The 23,528-nt window shown below is 71.0% G+C and carries 21 protein-coding genes; 12 read left to right on the forward strand and 9 right to left on the reverse strand.

Going from position 1 to position 23,528, the window contains the following annotated elements; all coding sequences use genetic code 11:
* Position 1 precedes the first annotated feature (1 nt).
* The 3 genes from ACFFR3_RS16965 (at position 2) to ACFFR3_RS16975 (ending at position 4,400) form a co-directional block, all read left to right on the forward strand.
* The gene (locus ACFFR3_RS16965) at positions 2 to 2,068 is read left to right on the forward strand and encodes a S9 family peptidase (protein WP_379483409.1); all 2,067 of its coding nucleotides are present in this window, start codon (positions 2 to 4) and stop codon (positions 2,066 to 2,068) included.
* A gap of 256 nt (positions 2,069 to 2,324) precedes the next feature.
* A complete protein-coding gene (locus tag ACFFR3_RS16970; protein ID WP_379483410.1) occupies positions 2,325 to 3,716 on the forward strand; it encodes an alpha/beta fold hydrolase in 1,392 nt (463 codons plus the stop codon).
* 75 nt (positions 3,717 to 3,791) lie between these two features.
* A complete protein-coding gene (locus ACFFR3_RS16975; protein ID WP_364371409.1) occupies positions 3,792 to 4,400 on the forward strand; it encodes a VOC family protein in 609 nt (202 codons plus the stop codon).
* Between the two features lie 344 nt (positions 4,401 to 4,744).
* Here the strand turns inward: ACFFR3_RS16975 and ACFFR3_RS16980 are convergent, their stop codons facing one another.
* Positions 4,745 to 6,592, reverse strand: coding sequence for an ABC transporter ATP-binding protein (locus tag ACFFR3_RS16980; protein ID WP_379483411.1), 1,848 nt, complete (start codon positions 6,590 to 6,592; stop codon positions 4,745 to 4,747).
* A complete protein-coding gene (locus ACFFR3_RS16985; protein ID WP_345389948.1) occupies positions 6,593 to 8,281 on the reverse strand; it encodes an ABC transporter transmembrane domain-containing protein in 1,689 nt (562 codons plus the stop codon).
* 257 nt (positions 8,282 to 8,538) lie between these two features.
* Here ACFFR3_RS16985 and ACFFR3_RS16990 point away from each other — a divergent pair, with 257 nt between their 5' ends.
* From ACFFR3_RS16990 to ACFFR3_RS17005, 4 genes are all read left to right on the forward strand, one after another.
* On the forward strand, positions 8,539 to 9,159 hold the full coding sequence (locus ACFFR3_RS16990) for a phosphotransferase (RefSeq protein WP_345389950.1): 621 nt from the start codon (positions 8,539 to 8,541) through the stop codon (positions 9,157 to 9,159).
* A gap of 66 nt (positions 9,160 to 9,225) precedes the next feature.
* Positions 9,226 to 10,017: an SDR family oxidoreductase gene (locus ACFFR3_RS16995; protein ID WP_345389952.1), complete on the forward strand. Its 792-nt coding sequence runs from the start codon at positions 9,226 to 9,228 to the stop codon at positions 10,015 to 10,017.
* A gap of 103 nt (positions 10,018 to 10,120) precedes the next feature.
* Entirely contained in the window at positions 10,121 to 11,275 is a 1,155-nt protein-coding gene (locus ACFFR3_RS17000) for an RtcB family protein (protein WP_345389953.1), read from the forward strand.
* A gap of 4 nt (positions 11,276 to 11,279) precedes the next feature.
* The gene (locus tag ACFFR3_RS17005; RefSeq protein WP_345389955.1) at positions 11,280 to 11,681 is read left to right on the forward strand and encodes a hypothetical protein; all 402 of its coding nucleotides are present in this window, start codon (positions 11,280 to 11,282) and stop codon (positions 11,679 to 11,681) included.
* Here the strand turns inward: ACFFR3_RS17005 and ACFFR3_RS17010 are convergent.
* Positions 11,624 to 13,081, reverse strand: coding sequence for a DHA2 family efflux MFS transporter permease subunit (locus ACFFR3_RS17010; RefSeq protein ID WP_379483412.1), 1,458 nt, complete (start codon positions 13,079 to 13,081; stop codon positions 11,624 to 11,626). The two genes, ACFFR3_RS17005 and ACFFR3_RS17010, sit on opposite strands and share 58 nt — an antisense overlap.
* An 80-nt stretch (positions 13,082 to 13,161) precedes the next feature.
* Here ACFFR3_RS17010 and ACFFR3_RS17015 point away from each other — a divergent pair, with 80 nt between their 5' ends.
* Positions 13,162 to 13,782 carry a TetR/AcrR family transcriptional regulator gene (locus ACFFR3_RS17015; protein ID WP_345389966.1) on the forward strand — a complete coding sequence of 207 codons (621 nt, stop codon included), beginning with the start codon at positions 13,162 to 13,164 and terminating at the stop codon, positions 13,780 to 13,782.
* On the opposite strand, the gene ACFFR3_RS17020 is transcribed toward ACFFR3_RS17015, so the two are convergent.
* From ACFFR3_RS17020 to ACFFR3_RS17045, 6 genes are all read right to left on the reverse strand, one after another.
* A complete protein-coding gene (locus tag ACFFR3_RS17020; protein WP_364371423.1) occupies positions 13,779 to 14,951 on the reverse strand; it encodes a CU044_5270 family protein in 1,173 nt (390 codons plus the stop codon). The genes ACFFR3_RS17015 and ACFFR3_RS17020 overlap by 4 nt on opposite strands.
* On the reverse strand, positions 14,948 to 15,496 hold the full coding sequence (locus tag ACFFR3_RS17025) for an RNA polymerase sigma factor (RefSeq protein ID WP_345389975.1): 549 nt from the start codon (positions 15,494 to 15,496) through the stop codon (positions 14,948 to 14,950). Before ACFFR3_RS17025 ends, ACFFR3_RS17020 begins: the two co-directional genes overlap by 4 nt.
* Positions 15,497 to 15,562: 66 nt before the next feature.
* Positions 15,563 to 15,883, reverse strand: a complete 321-nt coding sequence (locus ACFFR3_RS17030) for a hypothetical protein (protein ID WP_379483413.1) — start codon at positions 15,881 to 15,883, stop codon at positions 15,563 to 15,565.
* 357 nt (positions 15,884 to 16,240) lie between these two features.
* Positions 16,241 to 16,981: a succinate dehydrogenase/fumarate reductase iron-sulfur subunit gene (locus tag ACFFR3_RS17035; protein WP_345389981.1), complete on the reverse strand. Its 741-nt coding sequence runs from the start codon at positions 16,979 to 16,981 to the stop codon at positions 16,241 to 16,243.
* A complete protein-coding gene (locus tag ACFFR3_RS17040; RefSeq protein WP_379483414.1) occupies positions 16,978 to 18,900 on the reverse strand; it encodes a fumarate reductase/succinate dehydrogenase flavoprotein subunit in 1,923 nt (640 codons plus the stop codon). Before ACFFR3_RS17040 ends, ACFFR3_RS17035 begins: the two co-directional genes overlap by 4 nt.
* On the reverse strand, positions 18,897 to 19,646 hold the full coding sequence (locus tag ACFFR3_RS17045) for a succinate dehydrogenase cytochrome b subunit (RefSeq protein WP_364371433.1): 750 nt from the start codon (positions 19,644 to 19,646) through the stop codon (positions 18,897 to 18,899). Before ACFFR3_RS17045 ends, ACFFR3_RS17040 begins: the two co-directional genes overlap by 4 nt.
* Before the next feature lie 133 nt (positions 19,647 to 19,779).
* Between ACFFR3_RS17045 and ACFFR3_RS17050 the strand changes: the two genes are divergently transcribed.
* Genes ACFFR3_RS17050 through ACFFR3_RS17065 form a run of 4 tightly spaced genes read left to right on the forward strand, consistent with a single transcriptional unit; the run spans position 19,780 to position 23,472 of the window.
* Positions 19,780 to 20,709, forward strand: a complete 930-nt coding sequence (locus ACFFR3_RS17050) for a LysR family transcriptional regulator (RefSeq protein ID WP_379483415.1) — start codon at positions 19,780 to 19,782, stop codon at positions 20,707 to 20,709.
* 35 nt (positions 20,710 to 20,744) lie between these two features.
* The gene (locus ACFFR3_RS17055; RefSeq protein WP_379483416.1) at positions 20,745 to 21,878 is read left to right on the forward strand and encodes a PP2C family protein-serine/threonine phosphatase; all 1,134 of its coding nucleotides are present in this window, start codon (positions 20,745 to 20,747) and stop codon (positions 21,876 to 21,878) included.
* On the forward strand, positions 21,875 to 23,026 hold the full coding sequence (locus ACFFR3_RS17060) for a sensor histidine kinase (protein WP_345409393.1): 1,152 nt from the start codon (positions 21,875 to 21,877) through the stop codon (positions 23,024 to 23,026). Before ACFFR3_RS17055 ends, ACFFR3_RS17060 begins: the two co-directional genes overlap by 4 nt.
* Positions 23,023 to 23,472, forward strand: coding sequence for a response regulator (locus ACFFR3_RS17065; RefSeq protein WP_364371444.1), 450 nt, complete (start codon positions 23,023 to 23,025; stop codon positions 23,470 to 23,472). The genes ACFFR3_RS17060 and ACFFR3_RS17065 overlap by 4 nt, the downstream gene beginning before the upstream one ends.
* The last annotated feature ends 56 nt before the right edge of the window (positions 23,473 to 23,528 follow it).

The raw sequence follows: 23,528 nt of genomic DNA on the forward strand, positions 1-23,528 counted from the left end.
CATGAGCGAGAGCTTCCCGCGCCTGAATGCCAGAACCCGCCGCTTCACGCTGGGCGTTCCCAGAGGCTTCACGATCTCCCCGGACGGCGGGCGGGTGGTGTTCCTGCGGACGAAGACGGGCACCGATCCGGTCACCTGTCTGTGGGAGCTCGACACCGACACCCACGTCGAGCGCCTGGTAGTCGACCCGCGCGAGCTGCACGGCGACGAGGAGGAGAACCTCCCGCCCGAGGAGCGTGCCCGGCGCGAGCGCAGCAGGGAGGCCGCGGGCGGGGTGGTCGCGTACGCGTCCGACGCCCACCTGAGCAGGGCCTGTTTTGCGCTGTCCGGCGCGCTCTACCTGGTGGAGCTGGCGAGCGGTCAGGCGCGCAGGCTGGACACGCCTGGGGCGGTCATCGACCCGCGGCTGTCCCCCGACGGGCGGCATGTCGCCTATGTGACCGGGGGCGCGCTGCGCGTCCAGGACCTCGCGTCCGGGCATGACCGCGCGCTGGCCGAGCCCGAGTCGCCGACGGTGACGTACGGGCTGGCCGAGTTCATCGCCGCCGAGGAGATGGACAGGATGCGCGGCTACTGGTGGGCGCCGTCGAGCGACGCGCTGCTGGTCGAGCGTGCCGACGAGGCCCCCGTCCAGGTGTGGCACATCGCCGACCCGGCCAACCCCGACCGTCCCGCGACGGCCCAGCGCTATCCCGCCGCCGGCACGCCCAACGCCGTCACCGAGCTGTTCGTGCTGGGGCTCGACGGGTCGCGGGTGGCGGTGCCGTACGACGAGGAATACCTCACCACCGCGGCTTGGGACTCCCACGCGTTGTCGATCGTCACGCTCACCCGCGACCAGCGCACGATGCGGCTGTTCGAGGTCGACCCGGCCACCGGCGCCACCACGCTCGTCCGCGAGGACACCGACCCCGCCTGGGTCGACATCGTCACCGGCGTGCCCGCCCACCTCGACGACGGCTCCCTGGTGTGGGTGGCCAACTCCGAGGGCGGGCATCGCCTCTTCGTCGGCGACCGCGCGGTCACGCCGCCGACCCTCCAGGTGCGCGCGGTGCTCGACGTCGACCACGACAGCGTGCTGTTCAGCGCCAGCGGCGACCCGACCGAGATCCAGCTCTGGACGTGGGACGGCCACTCGCTGCTGCCTGTCTCGACCCGGTCCGGGGTGTTCTCGGGGCGGATGTCGGGCGGTGTCGGCGTCCTGACCGAGCAGAGTCTCGACGCCGAAGGGGTCTCCACCACGGTCGTGCGCCGTGACGGCATGGCCGTCCCGATCCCGTCCTTCGCCGAGCGTCCCGGCCTCGACCTGCGGGTCTCCATCGGCCGTTCCGGCCGGCGCGAGCTCGCCACCGCCGTGGTGCTGCCCTCGTGGCACGAGCAGGGCTCGCGCAAGCTGCCCGTCCTCCTTGACCCGTACGGCGGGCCGCACGCCCAGCGCGTGCTCAACCGGCGCGGGGCGTACCTCGAGAGCCAGTGGTTCGCCGAGCAGGGCTTCGCGGTCATCGTGGCCGACGGCCGCGGCACCCCGGGGCGGGGCGTCGACTTCGAGCGCGCCGTGCTCAACGACCTCGCCGCCCCCGCGCTCGAGGACCAGATCGACGCGCTGCAGGGCGTCGCCGAGCAATACCCCGACGACCTCGACCTGTCCCGCGTGGCCATCCGGGGCTGGTCGTTCGGCGGCTTCCTGGCCGCGCTCGCGGTCCTGCGCCGCCCCGACGTCTTCCACGCCGCCGTGGCGGGCGCGCCGGTGACCGACTGGCGGCTGTACGACACGTGCTACACCGAGCGCTACCTGGGTGACCCCGGCCGGCAGCCGGAGGTCTACGAGAAGTCGTCGCTGTTCGCCGACGCGGCCAAGCTCGAACGTCCGCTGCTCCTGATCCACGGCCTGGCCGACGACAACGTCGTGTCCGCCCACACGCTGCGCCTGTCGTCCGCGCTGCTGGCGGCGGGGCGGCAGCACAGCGTGCTGCCGTTGTCGGGGGTGACGCACATGACGCCGCAGGAGGTCGTGGCCGAGAACCTGCTGTTGCTGCAGGTGGACTTCCTGAAGAAGTCCCTGGGCTAGCGCTTCTGTTCTGCGCGGGCCGGGCGGGGTGCACACCCCGCCCGGCCTTCTCGCGTACGGACCGGCCTTCTCGCGTACGGCCCGGTCTTCTCGCGTACGGACCTGACCAGCCCCGGGTCTGTCCAATCCGGGTCCGGCCTTTCCCACACGGAACCGACAGTCCTGGGTCTGTCCAACTCAGGTCTGACATCCGGCCCCCGAAAACCAAACCCTGGTCCGACGCGCCCGGCACTCCCGTTCCGGCATCGTGATCGCCATGCTGAAGCCGCTCACCCTCACCTTGGCCCTGCTCACGACCGCCCTCGCGGGTCCCGCCTCGGCGGCGACGGCCGACCCTCCGTCCTCGCTGACCTGGAAACCCTGCCCGCAGGGCGGCATGGAGTGCGCCGACGTGCCGGTCCCCGTCGACTGGGCGAAACCCGACGGCCGCAAGATCACCCTCAAGGTGGGCCGCCTCAAGGCCACCGGTGCCCCGAAGGGCCAGGTGCTGGTGGCGTACGGCGGCCCTGGCGCCCCCGGCATCGCCATGACCCAGCAGTTGTCCGGCTGGTGGACGAAGCTCCGCCGCACCATGGACGTCATCACGTGGGACACCCGCGGCTACGGCGAGCAGTTCCAGGGCCTGAGCACCGGCCTGCCCTGCGCCTGGACCCGCATCCCCATCGCCGGCGTCCCGCGCGACGACGCCGACTTCGGCCGCCTGTCCGACACCAACCGCGGCTACGCCGAGGCCTGCCGGCTCAAAGACCCCGAGCTGTTCGCCAACATGAGCTCGGCCGACCACGCCAGAGACATGGAGGCGATCAGGAAGGCGCTGGGCGCCGACAAGCTCAACTACTACGGCGCCTCCTACGCCGGCTTCTTCGGCCAGGCCTACGCCCGGCTCCACCCCGGCCGCGTCCGCACGATGGTCCTCGACGGCACGCTCAACCACAGCACCGCCGACTGGTCCCGCGAGCTGGAGGCGACGGCCAGGTCAAACGAGCAGTCGATGCGCCGCTTCTTCACCTGGTGCGCCTCCAACGGCTGTAAGGACGTGCCCGCCCTCTGGCGGAGGCTGATCACCCGCGCCGACCGCACCCCGATCCCCACGGGCACGGCCAACGTCGCCTACCGCGCCATCGACCTCCAGTCCTTCGCCCTCGGCCTCGCCCGCCAGGGCGCCCCCGCCTGGCAGGGGCTCGCCGAGGCCATCCGCAAGGCCGCCAAGGGCGACGCCTCCGGCTTCGTCCCCGCCAGGGGCGCCCGCTACCCCGACCAGGCCACCCCGGTCACCGAGTGCACCGACTGGCCGCGTCCCGCCACCCGCAAAGAGCTGACCACCACGCTGGCCCGGCTCCGCAAGGTGGCCCCCGACACGGGCGCCGCCAACACCTCGCTCTCGGCCACCCTCAACTGCATCGGCTGGCCGGTCCCCGTCACCAACCCGCCGGCCGCCCTCCCCAAGGGCCTCCCGCCGCTGCTGGGCGCGGGCGCCTGGAACGAGTCCGACTCGACCCAACGCGTCCTGTCCCAGGTCCCCGGCAGCGTCGTCATCCGCTACGACGGCCCCGGCCACACCCTCTACGGCACCAATGCCTGCGCCCGCGACCACATCGACACCTACCTGACGACGGCCACCCTCCCCCCGAAGAACACGAAATGCTGAGAGGGCGCCTGTGATACGTGAGGAGCCCACACCCCGACACTGAATACCGAGCCGCGAAGTGGTGAGATAGACCGAATGCTAGATCACCTCGTCTACGCCACGCCCAACCTCGACACCACCGTGGCTGAAATCGAACAGCAGCTCGGCGTACAGATGGTCGAGGGCGGCCGCCACCCGGGCCTGGGCACCCGCAACCGCCTCCTGGGCCTGGGCGGCCGTGCCTACCTGGAGGTCATCGGCCCAGACCCGGACCAGGAGCAGCCTCCCGTCCCCCGCCCCTTCGGCATAGACACGCTGACCAGCGCCCGCCTGGTGACCTGGGCGGTGGCGGTGACGGACATCGACGCAGTGGTCGCCCGGGCCCGCGCCCACGGCTACGACCCCGGCGACCCCCAGGACATGTCCCGCCGCACCCCATCAGGCGACCTGCTGACCTGGCGGCTCACCCCACCGGCGACAGCCGGCGTAGTCCCCTTCCTCATCGACTGGTCCACCACCCACCACCCCACAGACTCGGGCCTGCCGAAGGCAGAGCTAACCTCCTTCCGCGCCCGCCACCCAGACGTGGAAGCGGCACAGAGGTCCCTCTCGGCCCTGAACGTCGACCTAGACCTCACCCACGGCACCACCCCCACCCTCACAGCCGTCCTGAGATCCACCCCCGGCTCCCTAACCCTGACCTAAGCGTCGGCACCCACCGCCCAAACGCCGAAGCGCGGAAGCGCGGAAGCGCGGAAGCGTCGAAGCGCGGAAGCGCGGAAGCGTCGAAGCGCGGAAGCGTCGAAGCGTCGAAGCGTCCACCACGATGCTCCCCACCAGAACCGAACTACACCACTCCGTGGGACGCGACCGGCCGAGATCACCGGATATCGGCCGCGGCAGGCGCCGCCGGAATGGGAGTGGGTGGCCGATCACCTCCGTGGAGCCGGCCGAGGGTGGGTGGGCTGGGTGGAGGTGGTTCTGCCACCACCCCAGAACCGCGCCTCCGGCGACCTTCAGGTTCTGGTTCCTGGATTGGCTTCTGGAGGTTAGGACGGGGTGGTGGTCGGGGTGCCGTGCCAGCTGCGCCACAGGGCAGCGTACGAGCCGCCCGCGGCCACCAGCTCCTCGTGTGAGCCCAGCTCCGTGATGCGCCCGTCCTCGACCACGGCCACCCGGTCGGCGTCGTGGGCGGTGTACAGGCGGTGGGCGATGGCGATGACCGTGCGGCCCTCCAGGACGGCGGCCAGGGAGCGTTCGAGGTTGCGGGCGGCGCGGGGGTCGATGAGGGAGGTGGCCTCGTCCAGGACGAGGGTGTGGGGGTCGGCGAGGACGAGCCTGGCCAGGGCCAGCTGCTGGGCCTGGGCCGGTGACACGGTGAGGCCGCCGGAGCCGACCTCGGTGTCCAGGCCGGCGGGCAGGGCCAGTACCCAGTCGAGGGCGTCGACGGCTTCCAGGGCCTTGACCACGGCGGAGTCGGCGGCGTCGGGGCGGGCGATGATGAGGTTGTCGCGGACGGTGCCCTTGAACACGTGGTGTTCCTGGGTGACGAGGGCGACCTGGCCCCGCAGCTCGTCGAGCGGCAGGTCCACCAGGGGCACTCCGCCCACGGTGACGGACCCGGTGCGAGGACCGTGGATCCCGGCCAGCAACCGCCCGAGCGTCGACTTCCCGGCCCCGGACGGCCCCACCATGGCAAGCCGCTCACCGGGCCGAATGGTCAACGACACACCGTGCAGCACATCCCGCCCCTCACGGTAGGCATAACGCACATCGGCGGCCCGCAACACCTCCCCGGCGGACTCCGCCCCAGCGGCCGGCAAGCGCCCACTTGAGGGGGTCGCCGGGGTGGTGGGGGTGGAGCCGTTCGTCGTGGAGGTCGTGGGCATAGAGCCGTTCGTCGTGGGGGTGCGGTCGTCGGGGACGTTGGTCACGCCCAGCAGGCGGGCCATTGAGGCGCCGCCCACCTGGAGTTCGTCGATCCACATCAGGAAGCGGTCGAGGGGGTCGATGAGTTGCTGGGCGTAGAGGGCGGCGGTGGTGACCTGGGCGAGGGAGACCCAGCCGCTGGTGTAGAAGAGGCCGCCGACCAGGAGGGCGGCGACCACCGGGATCACGTAGCCGAGCTCGACCGCTGGGTACCAGGTGGTGCGCAGGCCGAGGGTGTAGCGTTCGGCGGCGAAGGAGCGGGTGATGTCGGTGTCGGTGCGGGCCCGGCGGCGCTCGCGCAGCCCCAGCGCCTCGACGGCCCTGGCGCCTTCGACGGTCTCGGCGAGCCCTTCGGTGATGTCGGCGTAGGCGGCGTTCTCGCGGAGGTAGCCGTCGCGGGCGCGGGCGAGGTACCAGCGGGTGGCGATGTGGATGATGGGCCCGGCCACCAGCATGGGGAGCATGAGGAGCGGGCTGACGAGCAGGAGCGCGCCGATGGTGATCACGAAGGTGACCATGGCGATGAGCGTCTCCGGCACGGCGTGGCGCACGGTGCGGGACAGGGCGTCGACGTCGCGCGAGGTGCGGGTGATGAGGTCGCCGGACCCGGCGCGTTCGACGGTGGACAGGGGCAGCCCGAGCACCCGGTCGACGAACTCCTCGCGCAGCTCGGCCAGCACCTTCTCGCCGAGCCTGGCGGAGGCGAGCACGGCGTAGCGGACGAGGACGCCTTGGAGCAGCAGGAACGCGCCGATGGCGGCGGCGACGAGGGGCACGTCGACGGCGAAGCCGTATTGGACGTTCTGCACCAGCTCGCCGAGCTGCCAAGGGACGAGCAGGCCGGCGACGGCGGCCAGGCCGTGCAGGAGCAGGGCGAAGCCGAGCTCGCGCGGATATTTGAGGGTGAGCCGCCTGGCGTAGGCGCGCACCTGTCTGCGATCGGCGACCGGCAGGATCCCGCGTGCCATTCAGTCCTCCCCGCGGGTCACGGTCGCCGCGTAGGCGGGCGAGCCGTCGAGCAGTTGCCGATGTGTGCCTTCGGCCAGCACCCGGCCCTCCTCGACATAGATGACGTGTTCGGCCCGGTCGAGCACGAGCGGGCTGGTGGTGCAGATGAGCGTGGTGCGGCCGGCTCGGGCGGCGGCGAGGCGTTCGGCGATGCGGGCCTCGCTGTGGGCGTCGACGGCGCTGGTGGGCTCGACGAGGATGAGCACCTCGGGGTCGGTGATCAGCGCTCTGGCGAGCCGCAGCCGCTGCTGCTGGCCGCCGGAGAACTCGCGCCCCGCCTCGGCCACCTCGGTGTCGAGCCCGTCGGGCAGGGCGTCGACGATGTCGGTGGCGCAGGCGGCGCGCAGGGCCCGGTGGATGTCCTCGTCGGTGGCCTGGCCGCGGACGTCGAGCTCGTCGCGGAGCCGGCCGTTGAACAGGCGGGCGTCGTTGTCGGCGACGAGGATGCGGGAGCGCACCTCGTCGATGGGGAGGGTGCGCAGCTCGGCGGAGCCGAAGGTGACGTCGCCGTCGGCGTAGCGGCCGAGCCGGTCGGCGATGGCGATGGCGTCGCCGGGCGCGGCGGCGGCGACGGCGCTGAGCCAGCCGGGCTGGAGGGTGACCCCGCTGTAGGAGTCGCGCAGCACGCCGCCCGCGCTGCTGCCGGTGCCGCCGGTGACCTCGGGCTCTAGCGACAGGATGCGGATGACCCGGCCGGCGGCGACGTGGCCTTTGGTGAGTTTGTCCGCGGCCTCGGTGAGGGTGCGCATGGGGCCGATGAGGAAGACCGCGTAGAGGTAGAAGGCGACGAGTTGCCCGGTGGGGATGTCGCCGGCGACGGCGAAGGAGGCGCCGATGCCGGTGACGAGGGCGATGAGCAGGCCGGGCAGCACGATCTGGGCGCCTTCGAGCACGGACTCGACGCCGGCGACGCGGACGCCCGCCCCGCGTACGTCCTGGGACTCGTCGCGGTAGCGCCGGGAGAAGACCTGCTCGCCGCCGACGCCGCGCAGCACCCGCAGCCCGGCGACGATGTCGGCGGCTCGGGTGGACAGCTCGCCGGTCAGCTCGCGCTGGTGGCGCTGGCGCCGGTGGAGCGGGCGGAGCAGGGGCGCGACGGCGGCGGCCATGATCGGCACGCCGACCAGCACGAGGAGGCCGAGCGGCAGCGAGGTGGAGATGAGGATCACCGTGACGGTGACGATGGCGACGACCGCGCCGGTGCCGCGCAGCAGGATGTCGATGCTGTTGCCGATGTGGGCGATGTCGGAGTTTCCGACGCTGACGACCTCGCCGGTGGACAGGCGTTTGGGCAGCGTGGCGCCGAGCCTGGCGGCCTGGCGGGAGGTGAGCTGGACGGTGCGGTAGGCGGCGGCCAGCCAGTTGTAGACGGCCATGCGGTGCCGCATGATGCCGCTGAACGCCTGGATCAGCCCCAGCCCGAACAGCACGGCCGACCACGTGACCAGGGACGGGGTGTCCTTGGCGGTGACGGCCTGGATGCCCTGCCCGAGCACGGCCGGCATGAGGGCCTGCACCAGCCACCACAGCACGGCGAAGCCGATGCCGAGGAGCAGGGACGGCGCCTGGCGCCCGGCGTTCCACCACAGGTAGCGGAGCGGGCTGCGGATGTCGGGCACGCCGGGATCGGCCTCAGGAAGGGAGCGCATAGCTCGACCACCTTGACAAGGCGTCACCTGGACCGGCAAACCGTTTTCATCCAGTTACAAGAGCCCCGTCCACAATCTTTACAAGGTGCACATCCGGGGCGAATGGGGTGCCCCGGACGCTTCCCGTCCAGCCTCCCGGTGCCCAGAATTTCCGCCCTGTTGGGGCATTTGTACCGTCCTTACATCGTGTATCGGAGCCGCCCGGATCGCGCGGCGCAGCGCCCGGCGAGGGTACGCGTACGCCAGAATCGACCCTTGTGAAGCACGGGTACACCAACAGCACGTTCGGCGACGGCGCCCTGGTCGTGAAGTGCTACCAGGGTCCCGAGGCGGCCTTCAGGCTGACCACCGAGAGCCGCTACCTGCGCCGCCTGCGCGGCCGCCTGCCCGTCCCCCGCGTCCACCAGGTCACCGCCACCAGCCTCACCACCCGCTACGTCGACGGGCTGCACGGCCAGGACCTCCTCGACGAGGGGCGGGCCGAGGAGGTGTTCGCCGAGTGCGGACGCATGCTGGCCCGCATCCACCGGCTCGGCATCGTCCACGGCGACTACGGGCCCCAGAACATGCTGTTCGACCCGGCCACGTACGAGACGGCGGCCATCCTCGACTGGGAGTGGGCGCACCCTGGGCGCCCTGTCGAGGACCTCGCCTGGGTGGAGTGGATCGTGCGCAGTCACCACCCCGAGCACGTGGCCCTGCTGCCGCGCTTCTTCGCCGCGTACGGCGACCCCGTGCCCGCCTGGCCCGACCGCCACGCCGCCATGGCGGCCCGCTGCCGCGCCCTGCTCGACTTCTGCGCCCGCTGGGAGCCGGGCGGCGACGGCGAGAAGCTGTGGCGCACCCGCCTCGACGCCACCACCGCCTGGACGGAGTGACCCACCGGCACACCGTGGACGGTTTCTGTCGGTGGGCTTTGCTTGAGTGCGGGGATGAACTCTCAAGTGATCCTTGTCCTCGGTGCCACGGGGTCCACCGGCCGCCGCGTGGCGAAGATCCTGCGTGAGGCCGGTCACCCCGTCCGTGCCGCCTCCAGGAGCGGCCAGACCAGGTTCGACTGGTCCGACCAGGCCACCTGGGAGCCGGCCGTCACCGGAGCTTCGGCGGTCTACCTCATGGCGCCCGACGGCGTCCCGATCGACCCTGAGTTCGTGTCCCTGGCGGTCGCCAGGGGCGTGGCGCGGGTGGTGCTGCTGTCGAGCGGCGCCATCGAGGTGATGCGCGACGAGCGCCTGCTGGCCGCCGAGCGGACCGTGCGCGACTGCGGCGCCGCGTGGACGATCCTGCGGCCGAGCTGGTTCGACCAGAACTTCGACGAGGGCTTCCTGCGTCCCGCGATCATGGCGGGCGAGCTCCTGCTGCCGCTCGGCGACGTGGGCCAGGCGTTCGTGGACGCGGGCGACATCGCGGCGGTCGCCGCGGCGGCGCTGACCCAGGACGGTCACGCCGGCCGCTCGTACGAGGTCACCGGCCCGCGCTCGCTGTCGTTCGGTGAGGCCGTCGAGATCATCGGCCGGGAAATCGGCCGCGAGGTGCGTTACCGGGGCGGCGAGGAGGACTACATCGCGGCCAACGCCTTCTCGGACGAGTCGATCGGGGCGGCGAAGGCGTTCGCGGCGCTGCGCGCGCTCGGCGACCAGCCGGTCTCCGAGGTGGTCGCCCAGGTGACGGGCCGCCCGCCGAAACCCTTCGAGACGTACGCGGCCCGGGCCGCGGCGGCAGGAGCATGGCGCTGACCTGGCTGTACAGGGCCTGAGCCACCCCCCGAACGGTAAAATAGATGGGAAATCCTCTCGGGTCACGACACACTGATCACGACTCAGTGAGGAGATTCCTTTCATGCCGAACCAGCCCGCACCGAACCTGCTGTCGTGGGCCAGCGAGATCGACGAAGGCGCGATCATGCAGGCCGCACGCACCGCCCGCCTGCCATTCGTCGCCGGTCACGTCGCTCTCATGCCTGACGCTCACGTCGGCATCGGTGCGACGGTCGGCTCGGTGATCCCGACCGAGAACGCCATCATCCCGGCCGCCGTCGGCGTCGACATCGGCTGCGGCATGGTGGCGACCGAGACCACGCTCACGGCCGCCGACCTGCCCGACACGCTGGCCGCGCTGATGCCGATGGTCGAGCGCCGCATCCCGGCCGGCGTCGGCAAGGGCCACGACGACCCGGGCATCGACCGTTCGCTGAGCGAGCTCGGCCTGCCCCACACCGACCTCAACCCGAAGCAGACGAAGAAGGTCGCCGACCAGTTCGGCACCCTCGGCTCCGGCAACCACTTCGTCGAGGTCTGCCTCGACGAGCGTGACCGGGTCTGGACGGTTCTGCACTCGGGTTCGCGTGGCATCGGCAATCAGCTCGCCCAGTTCCACATCACGGGCGCGAAGAAGCTCATGCGCAAGCAGGCCGTCGGTCTCGAGGACCCCGACCTGGCCTACCTCGTGCAGAGCACGCCGGAGTTCACCGCGTACATCGAGGACATGCTGTGGGCGCAGCGCTACGCGATGGCCTCGCGGGCGCGGATGGACCGGGTGCTGATCAACGCGCTGTTCAAGGTCGTCGGGAAGGGGCAGCGGGTCCGTACGATCAACTGCCACCACAACTTCACCCAGCAGGAGACCCACTTCGGCAAGTCGTTGTGGATCACCCGCAAGGGCGCCATCAAGGCCGACCACGGTGACGAGGGCGTGATCCCGGGCTCGATGGGCACCCGCTCGTACATCGTGCGCGGGCGCGGCAACCCCGACTCCTACCACTCGTGCTCGCACGGGGCGGGGCGGCGCATGTCGCGGACGAAGGCCAAGAAGCAGCTGTCGGCGCGGTCGCTGACCGAGGCGATGAGCGGCCGCACCTGGAACGCCGACCGGGCGGCCGCCCTGGTGGACGAGCATCCGGAGGCGTACAAGCCGATCGACCAGGTCATGGCCGACCAGCAGGACCTGGTCGAGGTGCAGCACACGCTGCGCCAGATCTTCAACTACAAGGGGTGAGCCGGTGGCGATGCCGAAGAAGGGCTCGCGACGCATCACCGTCGCCGGCGGTTCCTACCGCTGGCGGGTGCGCCGCAAGCCGTCCTACAGCCAGGGCAACGGGTGGACGCCGCTGACGTTCGCGGTCGAACGGGCGGAGGAGCCGGGCGACGTCCTGGTGGTGTCGCTGCCGTGCGCCCGGCCGGACAACTGGCTGGGTCACCGTACGATCCCGGTCACGCCCGCCCTGGTGGCCGCCTGCGTCGGGCGGGCGCTGGAGCGGGGCTGGGACCCGGGGCGGTCCGGCTCGGCCGTCACGCTGAAGGTCTCCGAGGACGATCTCACGCACTTCCTGGGCGAGCAGCCGCGCTACCTGATCCCGTTCTTGTGGGGTTTCGTCCCCGCGGACGGCACGGCCTCCGCCTGAGCCGCCGCTGCTGCCCGGCCCGGCAGCAGCGGGATGAGCGCCAGGACGACCACGACGGCGGCGAACGAGATCCAGAAGACGCCGCGCAGCCCGCTCATGGTGTCGGCGGCGGTCTGGACGACGAGCGTGACGAGGGCGACGCCCAGGGCGGCGCCGAGCTGGTTGAGCATGTACAGCACGGAGCTGCCCTGGGCCACCATCGGCCCGGGGAGCGTGCGGTAGAGGGAGCCCATGGTGGGCGCGCTGAAGCAGCCACTGCCCAGCCCGAACGTCAGTGCCGCCAGGGCCGGCCACACCTCGGGGGTGTCGGGGCCGATGCGGGTGAGGGCGTACACGCTGAGCAGGGCCACCAGCGCGCCTCCCGTGGCGAGGCCGCGCGCGCCGAGCCGGTCGGACAGCCGGCCGGCCAGCGGCATCGCGATGGAGCCGCCCAGCCCGAGCGGCGCCATGAGCAGCCCGGCCGCCAGCACGTCATGGCCGTGCTCCTGCTGGTAGTACAGGGGCAGCGCGAACAGGGCGGCGTACAGGCCCATCCCGCCGAGCCCCATGATCGTGACGCTGGCGGTGAAGCCGCGGCTGCGGAACAGCCCGAGGTCGATCAGCGGGCGCTCGCGCCTGGCGTGCCCGGCGTACGCGATGAGCAGCACGATCCCCGCGACCAGCGGCAGCAGCACCTGCCACGCGCCGAACCCGCCCTGCTCAGCCGTCTGCGACAGCCCCAGCACGACGGCCGCGAACCCGGGCCCGAGCAGCGCCAGGCCGATGACGTCGAGCCGCGCGGGCCGCTCGCCGGCCGGTGAGTCGGCGGGTGAGTCGGCGGGTGAGTCGGCGGGGATCACCCGTACGGCGAGCACCAGCGCCACCACCCCCACGGCCACGCTGAGCAGGAACATCGCCCGCCACGACAGCGACCCGAGTATCGCGCCACCGGCGATCGGCCCCAGCACGGGCCCGAGCGACAGCACGACCCCCATGAGCCCCATCACCCGCCCGGCCCTGGGCGCCCCCGCCGCCCTGGCGAGCAGGATGAGCACGAGCGGGTCGAGCAGCCCGGCCCCGAATCCCTGCACCACGCGGAACGCGATCAGGCTGCCGATGTCCCAGGCCAGCCCGGCGGCCAGCGACCCGGCGAGGAACACGCCGAGGCCGGCGAGCCAGAGCCGCTTGCCGCCGTAGCGGTCGACGGCCCAGGTGGTGAACGGGATGGTGGCCGTCACCGCGAGCAGGAACCCGGTGGACGCCCACCCGACCGTGCTCAGCGAGGTGTCGAAGACCGTGGCCAGGCTGCCGGTGGCGACGGCGGCCATCGTGCTGTTGAGGATGCCCAGCAGGCCGCCGAGCAGGACCACGGCGATGGTGGCGAGCAGCCGCCCGTCCATGCGGTCGTCATTTGAACTCATGAGTTCAACGTAATGATCCCATCCGTTGCATGGCAACCCGACCAGTCCACCTACTTGAACCCGTGAGTACAATCGGAACCATGACGACCACGCGCGGCCGGATCGACAAGCGCCAGGCGATCCTGGAGGGCGCGTTCACCGTGTTCGCCCGCGAGGGCTACGCGCAGGCGTGCGTGCAGGCCATCGCCCGCGAGGCCGGCGTGGCCAAGCCGACGGTCTACAACCACATGACCGACAAGGCCACCCTGTTCAGGCACGCGCTGGAGGCCGCGGCACGCACCGTGCTCGACGAGCGGATCGCCGCCCTGGAGCCGCTCACCGCCCCAGGCGACGACCTGCGCGCCACCCTGGAGCAGGTGGCCGGCCGCCTGCTCGGCCTGCACACCGACGGGCGCTCATGCGCGCTGCGCCGGCTGCTCTACTCCGAGGTCACCCACTTCCCCGACATCCTCGACATCGTCAAGGACAGCGGCCCCGACCGGCTCACCAGGGCGCTCGCCGACCGGCTGGCCCGCCTCGCCCTCGCCGGACGGCTGCGCGCCGCCGACCCCGACCTCGCCGCCGAGCAGTTCCTCGCCCTGCTCCTCGGCCCACTCGAAGCACGCACGCAGCTCGGCACCCGCACATTGGCGGACGCCGAGCTGCGCGCGATCGCAACGTCGGCCGTGGACACCTTCGCCCGGGCCTGGGACCTCTCCTAGCGGGGCAGCGTGTCCGTCCAGCTCGCCTCGATGAGCGCGTTCGAGTTCCACACCGTGCCCGGCTCAAGCCCCGCCTGGTAACCGCCGGACCGCACGACCACGTGCTCGTTGGCGAGCGGGCGGCCGGTCGCCTCGTCGAAGATCAGCCGGTTGTCCGAGACGCCGCCCTTGGGGTAGGTCTCGCGTACGGACACCGCCGTGCCCCGCCGTCCCTCGGCGTCGGTGACGCCGGCGGTCACCTCCACCTCGTCCAGGTCGGCCAGCATGCGGAAGGCGGCGCCGCGCACCTCGGGCGTCACCGGCATGTCCATGATCAGGCCCATCGCGACCCTGAACAGCCAGGCGTCGCCGGTCATCTCCTCGCTCGTGGACTCCGTCCCGTGCCCCGCGTACGACGCCATGAGCCACTTCTTCAGCGCCTCCGGCTCGTCCGGCAGCCCGCGCAGGTCCTTCATCGTGACGTTGCGGCCCAGCCAGAACACGTGGCCGTCCACCAGCTTGCTGCTGTCGAACCGCTCCGGGCGCGGCGTCGTGGGCAGCGTGAGCCTGCCCGGCTTGTTCTTCCTGTCCTTCGCGGGCATCCGCACGTCGATCTCGGACGGCTTGCCCGCCGCCTCCCACGCCTGCCTGTCGGCGTCGGTCATCGGCTGCACGCCCAGCGACCGCGTACGCCACCACTGCTCGCCCTTGGGATCGGCGGGCGTCCACTGCTCGCTGCTCGACCGGTCGACGACGCGGTAGCCGTCCTCGGCGACGTACACGTTCCTGCTGATCGTGACGCTGTGCCAGAAGTCGCCCTTGCCCTCCACCTGCCGCCCGGCCTTCTCTGCGGCGGCCAGCAGCACGTCACGCGCCGACAGCCGCACCGTGGGGGCCTGCTCGGTCGGGGTCTGCTCGGTCGGAGTCTGCTCGGTCGCCACCGGGTGCCGCACCCCGGGGCCGGGGACGGCGGTGTTGCCGGAGACGACGATCGCCACCGCCGCCGCGGCGGCCACCGCGCCCGCGAGCCCGAACCCCCACACCGGCCGCGCCACACGATTGCGCCCCCGTCTCGGCTCGCGCGGCCGCGCCATCGCCCTGGCCAGCTCCACCGCCCGGGTCTGCTCGTCCACCTGCCGCTCATCGAGATGCGCGGGCCTGGCCGCCCGGAGCTCCTCCATCGGGTTCATGACCACTCCTCGCTGAGATTCCGCACGTGGGACCGCTTCGGCGCCGGCTCCGTCTCCATGGCCTGCTTCAGGCGCTTGCGGGCCCGGTGCAGGCGTACGCGGTAGGCCGCGGGCGAGCAGCCGACGACTCCGGCCGCCTCCTTCGGCGACAGGCCGTGCCAGGCGACGAGGACGAGGATCTCCCTGTCGTCCTCGTGCAGCGCGGCCAGCGCCCGCAGCACCCCGAGCCGCTCGGTCACCTGCTCGGCCACGTCGCCCTCGGTCCAGGCCCGCAGCTCGGCCGCCAGCGCCTCGCGGCGCAGCTCCGCGCGTACGTTGTCGCGCAGCACGTTCCTGGCCACGCCGAGCAGCCACGGCAGCGCGGGCTCCGGCACGTCGTCGAGCCGCCGCCAGGCGATCGCGAACGTCTCGCTCACCACCTCGTCGGCGACCTGCCGCCCGGCGCGACTGACCACGTACGCCCACACGCGTTGCCGGCATGCGTCGTACATGCCGGTGAACCGGTGCGCATCATCCGCCACCGCCCAGCCCCTTCGTTCGGACATCGTTTCTTCCTGACACCGGGAAGTGGTCCGAACCGCCCCCTTGTTACCGCCTTCTCAGAAAAAGAGCTATTCGCCCGCGTACAACCGGTGCAGATCCACCAGCTCCACATCCCGCCGCCCGCGCGCCGCCTCCACCAGCTCGCCCGTGAACCCCGCCCTGGCGAACAGCAGCAGCTTGGGCGGCCCGTCCACCCGATCGTCGGGCAGCAGCGCGCGCAGGTGCTCCAGCCGCTGGAGCTGGGGGACGTCCATGGGGGCGAGCGTGCCCTTGGCCTCGCCGATGGCGGTGATGCGATCCCGCTGCGACGAGGCCGTCCCGGTGACCACGACCCCGTCGGGAGACGATCCCGCGGTTGAGATGGCGTCAAGGGACCACCGTCTCCGCACGCGACCTCCTCCACAGCCGTCAGCCGCAAGACCCTCACGATTGAGGTGGGCAGCCTTCGCTCCGGGCCTCACAGGCAACTACGATGAACGGCCCCACGGCCCTGATCGTGCAAGGCCACAGGTCAACACGCTCAGGACGATCCCAAGGTCAGGGAGGGCGTAGAGGGCCCACCGTCTCCACGGGCAACGGGTGGGAGACCAGTCACCGGAGGCGTGGGGTGCGCCGGGAGGCGCCGAAAGCAGAACTGCCTGAGCTCACTTGCGCGAAGCGCTCCAGAGCGAAGACCTGTTTGCTCGGAGCACCAAAGCCGAAGGGGCAGGTGAGCGCAAGCTCACCCGCCCCTTCGGCGTGATCGGCTACTTGGCGTTCGCCTTCAGGTAGTCGCTGTTCATCTGCGCGATCGTGTCCAGCGGGATCCCCTTCGGGCACACGGCCGTGCACTCACCGGTGTTCGTGCAGCCGCCGAACCCTTCGGCGTCCATCTGGTCCACCATGGCCTTGGCGCGGGAGAGCCGCTCAGGCTGCCCTTGCGGCAGCAGGGACAGGTGGGTGATCTTGGCGGCGGTGAAGAGGGAGGCGGAGCCGTTCGGGCAGGCCGCCACGCAGGCGCCGCACCCGATGCAGGTGGCCGCGTCGAAGGCGGAGTCGGCGTCCTCCTTGCGCACCGGGACGCTGTGGGCGTCCGGCGCGGACCCGGCCGGTACGGAGACGAAGCCGCCCGCCTGGATGATGCGGTCGAACGCGCTGCGGTCCACGACGAGGTCCTTGACGACGGGGAACGGCGCGGCCCGCCACGGCTCGATGGTGATCTCGGCGCCGTCCTCGAAGTGGCGCATGTGCAGCTGGCACGTCGTGGTGGCGCGCTGCTCCCCGTGGGCGACGCCGTTGATGACCATGCCGCACATGCCGCAGATGCCTTCGCGGCAGTCGTGGTCGAAGGCGATCGGGTCGTCGCCCTCCAGGATGAGGCGCTCGTTGAGCACGTCCAGCATCTCCAGGAACGACATGTCCGGGGAGACGTCCTCAACCTTGTACGTCACCATGCGGCCCTCGTCCGAAGGGCCCTTCTGACGCCAGACGCGTAGGGTCAGGTTCACTTGTAGCTCCGCTGGGTCATCTTGACGTACTCGTACTCGAGCGCTTCCTTGTGCAGGACCGGCCCGTCGGGGGTGTGCTCCCAGGCCGACACGTGCGCGAAGTTCTCGTCGTCGCGCAGCGCCTCGCCGTCGGCGTCCTGGGACTCGGCGCGGAAGTGGCCGCCGCAGGACTCGGTGCGGACGAGGGCGTCCAGGCACATCAGCTCGGCCAGGTCGAAGAAGTCGGCCACCCGGCCGGCCTTCTCCAGCACCTGGTTGAGCTCCTCGGCGGTGCCGGTGACCTTGACGTTCTGCCAGAACTCCGCACGCAGTTCGGGGATGCGATCGAGGGCCTTGCGCAGCGACTCCTCGGTGCGCTCCATGCCGCAGTAGTCCCACATGAGCTTGCCGAGCTCGCGGTGGAAGGAGTCGGGCGTCCTGGTGCCGTTCACGGACAGGAGCCGGTCGATCTTGTTGCGGACGCGGATCTCGGCCTCGGCCACGGCCTCCTCGTCCACGTCGCCGAACGGGCCGGCGGCGAGGTAGTCGCCGATGGTGGTCGGCAGCACGAAGTAGCCGTCGGCCAGGCCCTGCATGAGCGCGGACGCGCCGAGGCGGTTGGCGCCGTGGTCGGAGAAGTTGGCCTCGCCGATGACGAACAGGCCGGGGACGGTGGACTGCAGGTCGTAGTCCACCCACAGCCCGCCCATCGTGTAGTGGACGGCGGGGTAGATGCGCATCGGCACGTCGTACGGGTTCTCGCCGGTGATGCGCTCGTACATCTCGAAGAGGTTGCCGTACTTCTTCTCGACGGCGTCGCGGCCGAGCCGGTTGATGGCGTCGCGGAAGTCGAGGTAGACGCCGAGCCCGCCGGGGCCGACGCCGCGGCCTTCGTCGCAGACGTTCTTGGCGGCGCGGGAGGCGATGTCACGCGGCACCAGGTTGCCGAAGGCGGGGTAGATGCGCTCCAGGTAGTAGTCGCGCTCCTCCTCCGGGATGTCGCCGGGGGCGCGGGTGTCGTTCTTGAGCAGCGGCACCCAGACGCGGCCGTCGTTGCGCAGCGACTCGGACATGAGCGTGAGCTTCGACTGGTATTCGCCCGACACGGGGATGCAGGTCGGGTGGATCTGCGTGTAGCAGGGGTTGGCGAAGTACGCCCCGCGCTCGTGCGCCCGCCAGATGGCCGTGGTGTTGCAGCCCTTGGCGTTCGTGGACAGGAAGAACACGTTGCCGTAGCCGCCGGTGGCGAGCACGACGGCGTCGGCGTAGTGGCGCTCGATCTCGCCGGTGACCATGTCGCGCACGATGATGCCGCGCGCGCGGCCGTCGGAGACGATCAGGTCGAGCATCTCGTGCCTGGTGTGCATGGTGACGGTCCCGGCCGCGACCTGCCGCTCCAGCGCCTGGTACGCCCCCAGCAGCAGCTGCTGCCCCGTCTGGCCGCGGGCGTAGAAGGTGCGGGAGACCTGGGCGCCGCCGAAGGAGCGGGTGTCGAGCAGGCCGCCGTACTCGCGGGCGAACGGCACGCCCTGCGCCACGGCCTGGTCGATGATGTTCACCGAGACCTGGGCGAGGCGGTAGACGTTCGACTCGCGGGCCCGGAAGTCGCCGCCCTTGACGGTGTCGTAGAAGAGCCGGTAGATCGAGTCGCCGTCGCCGCGGTAGTTCTTGGCGGCGTTGATGCCGCCCTGGGCGGCGATGGAGTGGGCGCGGCGCGGGGAGTCCTGGTAGCAGAAGGACTTGACGTTGTAGCCCAGCTCGCCGAGCGTGGCGGCGGCGGATCCGCCGGCCAGGCCGGTGCCGACGACGATCACGTTGAGCTTGCGCTTGTTGGCCGGGTTGACCAGCTTGGCGCTGAACTTCCGCTTTTCCCAGCGCTCCTCGATGGGCCCGGCGGGAGCCTTGGTGTCCCGGATCTCGGGGCCTTCGGTGTACTTCACTTGACTACTCCGAACGTGATCGCGAGGGGCGGGGCCAGGAAGCCGATGACCAGCGCGGCGGAGACGAGGCCGGCGGTCGCGCGCAGGACGCGGTAGCGGCTGCGGTTGGCCCAGCCGAGCGTCTGGAAGCCGCTCCAGATGCCGTGCCGCAGGTGGAGGCCGACCATGACGACGGCGACGAGGTAGATCAGCGTCACCCACCACCGGGAGGGGTCGAAGCCCGCGATCATCCGGTCGGCGGGTTCTGAGTTGAAGCCCTTGGGGTTGACGACGCCGAAGGTCAGGTCGAGCAGGTGCCAGATCACGAAGAGCACGATCGTCACGCCACCCCACCGCATGATGTGCGTGGTGTAGCCGCTCGCCTGGGACTTCTTGGCCACGTACTTGACCGGCCTGGCCTTGCCCGCGCGGCGGGAGAGCGAGATCGCGGCCCACATGTGCGCGACGACCGAGACGACGAGGACGATCTCGACGAGGGTCAGCAGCGTGCGGTAGGGCGCGATGGGCTCCAGCAGGGTGCGCAGCGCGTGGGCGTACTCGTTGAAGGACTCACGGCCGAAGAAGATCTTCAGGTTGCCGAGCATGTGGCCGACGAGGAAGAGCACCATCACGGCGCCCGTGACGGCCATGACGACTTTCTTGCCGTTGGACGAGCTCAGGAACCCGCCGGGCTTCTTGCCCGTCGGGGCTTTCTTGGGGGCGGAAACAGGCGCGGTGGCGGACCCGCGCTCTATCGTGGCAGTCACAACGCAAAAGCTAGGTATCCAGCAATGATCCGTCCAAGTCATCGTGGGTCTGGTTTCGATAGCTTGCGGCTATGATGTGGGTCGGTGCGGCTTTCTCGAAGTTCCCCGCACGCGCCGATGCGAGGAAAATCACATGCAGTTTCAGCAGCTCGCGTACTTCGTGGCGGTCGCGGAGGCCCGTCACTTCACGCAGGCGGCCGAGCGCATGCGGGTCGCGCAGCCGTCGTTGAGCAAGCAGATCAAGGCGCTGGAGGAGGATCTCGGCGCCCGGCTGTTCTCGCGGGCGCGCGGCAACGTCACGCTGACCGCCGCTGGCGAGGCGCTGCTGCCGCTGGCCCGCCGCATCCTCGCCGACGCCGACACCGCCCGGCAGGAGGTGGCGCAGCTCGCGGGGCTGCGCAGGGGCCGGGTACGCCTGGGCGCGACGCCCTCGCTCTGCGCCGGGCTGATGGCCGACGCGCTGGCCCGCTTCCACCGCTCGTACCCCGGCATCGAGCTGCTGGTCGAGGAGGGCGGCTCGCGTGACCTGGTCAGGGCGCTGGCGAGGGGGCAGCTCGACCTGTCGCTGATCATCATGCCGCTGCAGAGCGACGACCCCTCGCTCGTCACCCAGGAGATCCTGCGCGAGAACCTCGTCGTCGTCGCGCCCGCCCACGAGCCGCTGAAGCGCCCCTACCTGCACATCGAGGACCTGCGGGGGCGGCAGATGGTGATGTTCAGGCGCGGCTACGACCTGCGCGAGGCGACGCTGGCGGCCTGCCGGCAGGCGGGGTTCGAGCCGCGGTTCGCGGTGCAGGGCGGCGAGATGGACGCGGTGCTGCGCTTCGTCGAGGCCGGGCTGGGCGTGGCGGTGGTGCCGTCGATGGTGCTCGACGGCCGTCCTGGGCTGCGCGGCACGCCGCTCGCGCCGCCCGGCCTGAGCAGGACGATCGCGCTGGCCCACCGCAAGGACGTCGAGCCCACGAGGGCCGCGCAGGCCTTCAGAGAGACCCTCCTCTCATACGTCGTCGAGGCCGGGCACGACGGTACGCTTCCGGAAGGGGTCGAGCTCATCGCAGAATGAGCATCCAGGGCACCGCACTCCCCAGAAGAGGTGTTTTGACCGCCAATCTCTCCGAAACGCTGACGTTGCTCCTCATCGAGGATGACGACGGTGACGCGTTCCTGGTCGAAGAGCTGCTGAAGGAGGCGGTGGCGCCGCCCCGGATCTTCCGTGCCCGCAGCTTGAGCGAGGCCAGGCGCAAGCTGACTCCGGAGATCCAGTGCGTGCTGGTCGACCTCTCGCTGCCCGACGCCAGCCGGCTGGAGGCCCTTGAGGAGGTCATCGCGCTCGCGCCGTACACCGCCGTGCTGGTGCTGACCGGCCTCAGGGACGTCCACGTGGGCGTCACGGCGGTCCAGGCGGGCGCACAGGACTATCTGGTCAAGGGCGACGTGGAGGCCCGGCTGCTGGCCAGGTCCATCCGCTACGCGATGGAGCGCAAGCGGGCCGACGTGGCGCAGCTCAAGCTCGTCCAGGCGGAGCTGACGGCCAAGGAGAACGCGCGGCTGGAGAGCGCGCTGTTGCCCGACCCGCTGCTGCGTACGCAGGAGATCGAACACGTCACCCGCTACCTGCCCGGCAGCGGCGGCACGCTGGCCGGCGACTTCTTCGACACCGTGCAGACCCCCGACGGCTCGGTGCACCTGGTGATCGGCGACGTCTGCGGCCACGGCCCCGACGAGGCCGCGCTGGGCGTGGCGCTGCGCATCGCCTGGCGCACGCTGGTGCTGGCCGGGCAGACCGGCGACACGCTGCTGCGCACGCTCGACGCCCTGCTGCGCGCCGAGCGCCAGGCGCCCGAGATCTTCACCACGCTGTGCACGGCCACGATCTCTCCCGACCTGCGCCACGCGACCATGCGCGTGGTCGGCCACCCGCCGCCCGTGCTGGTGCGCGGGGGCACGGTGGAGGTGGTGGACGGCACGCCGTCGGGGCCGCCGCTCGGCATCTTCCCCGACGCGGCGTGGTCGGTCATCGACGTGCCGCTGGGCGACGACTGGTCGATGATGCTCTACACCGACGGGCTCATCGAGGCGGCCGTGCACGAGCCGGGCCGGCTGCTCGGCGTGGACGGCCTGGTCGAGCTGGTACGCGCCCACGGCGTCATCGACCTCGACGGCCTCATCAGACATGTCGGCACGCTCAGCGACGATCTGGCCGTGGTCATGCTGAGGAGGAGGAGAATGTGAGCATCCACCCGCTTCCTCCGCCGAAGGAGCCCACGGGTCTCGGCCGGCTGCCGGTCGCCCGCTGGTTCCTGCTGGTCGCGATACTCGCCGGGCTCATCTTCGCCGCCGGGGTGGCGACGGTGATGACGATGACCGCCAAGACCGCCGAGCTCAACCCGCGCCCCGAGGTGGCCGCCCAGGTCGACCGGCTGATCGTGGCGCTGGTCGTGGTGTTCGTGCTGCTGCTCGGCTGCGGCGCGGGGCTGGTGGTGATCGTCAGGTACGCGGTGCTCAAGCCCATCGACCAGCTCACCGACCAAGTACGCGCGGTCGCCGCCGGCGACTTCGACCGCGACCTGCACGTCGACCGGCCCGCCGAGCTGGCGGAGCTGTCCAGCCACATCGACTCCATGCGCGGCCGCATCCTGTCGGCCTGGCGGGTGGCCAACGACCAGGCGGAGGAGCTGCGCCGGTCGAACGGCGAGCTGGAGCAGTTCGCGTACGTCGCGAGCCACGACCTGCAGGAGCCGCTGCGCAAGGTGGCGAGCTTCACCCAGATGCTGGAGCAGCGCTACGGCTCCCAGCTCGACGAGCGGGCGAAGCAGTACATCGCCTACGCGGTCGACGGCGCCAAGCGCATGCAGCTGCTCATCAACGACCTGCTGGACTTCTCCCGGGTGGGCCGGGTCACCGGCGAGCGCACGGTGACCGAGCCGGGCGCGGCGCTGGACCGGGCGCTCGACAACCTCTCCGCCACGATCGAGGACACCGGGGCCACCGTCACCCGCGACGAGCTGCCCGCGGTCATGGGCAACCACCTGCAGCTCACCCAGCTCTTCCAGAACCTCATCGAGAACGCGGTCAAGTTCCGCTCGGAGGAGCCGCCCCGGGTGCACATCGGGGTCAGGCGCGACGGCGACATGTGGGAGTTCAGCTGCTCCGACAACGGCATCGGCGTCGAGCCCAAGTACGCCGACCGCATCTTCCTCATCTTCCAGCGCCTGCACGCCCGAGACGTCTATCCGGGGACTGGCATCGGGCTGGCCCTGTGCCGGAAGATCGTCGAGTATCACGGCGGACAGCTCTGGCTCGACGGCGAGGACACCGAGCCGGGCGGCCACGGCGCCACGTTCCGCTGGACGTTGCCTGCGGCGGGAGACGGACGATGAACGGATGGCGGCCCATCGAGGTGCTCCTGGTGGAGGACGACCAGGGGGACATCCTGCTGACGAAGGAGGCGTTCGACCTCAACAAGGTGCGCAACCGGCTCAACGTGGTCAACGACGGCGAGCAGGCGATGGCGTTCCTGCGGCAGGAGGGCGAGTACGTCGACGCGCCGCGCCCCGACCTGATCCTGCTCGACCTCAACCTGCCGCGGATGAGCGGGAAGGAGGTGCTGCGGGAGGTGAAGGCCGACGCGGTGTTGCGGACGATCCCCGTGGTGGTCCTGACGACGTCGGAGGCCGAGGAGGACATCCTCCACAGCTACCACCTCCACGCCAATGCTTATGTCGCGAAACCGGTGGATTTCGAGCAATTTATCCGGGTTGTCCGACAAATCGATGATTTTTTCGTGACGGTGGTTAAGTTGCCGGCACAGGGGCAGCGCCTCTGACGCGGGTACGTGACAGGAATCACAGCTAGTCATCGAAAAAGTGAGTGACCCCGCTC

It is taken from the genome of Nonomuraea salmonea (genome assembly GCF_042428605.1).
GTDB lineage: Bacteria > Actinomycetota > Actinomycetes > Streptosporangiales > Streptosporangiaceae > Nonomuraea > Nonomuraea salmonea.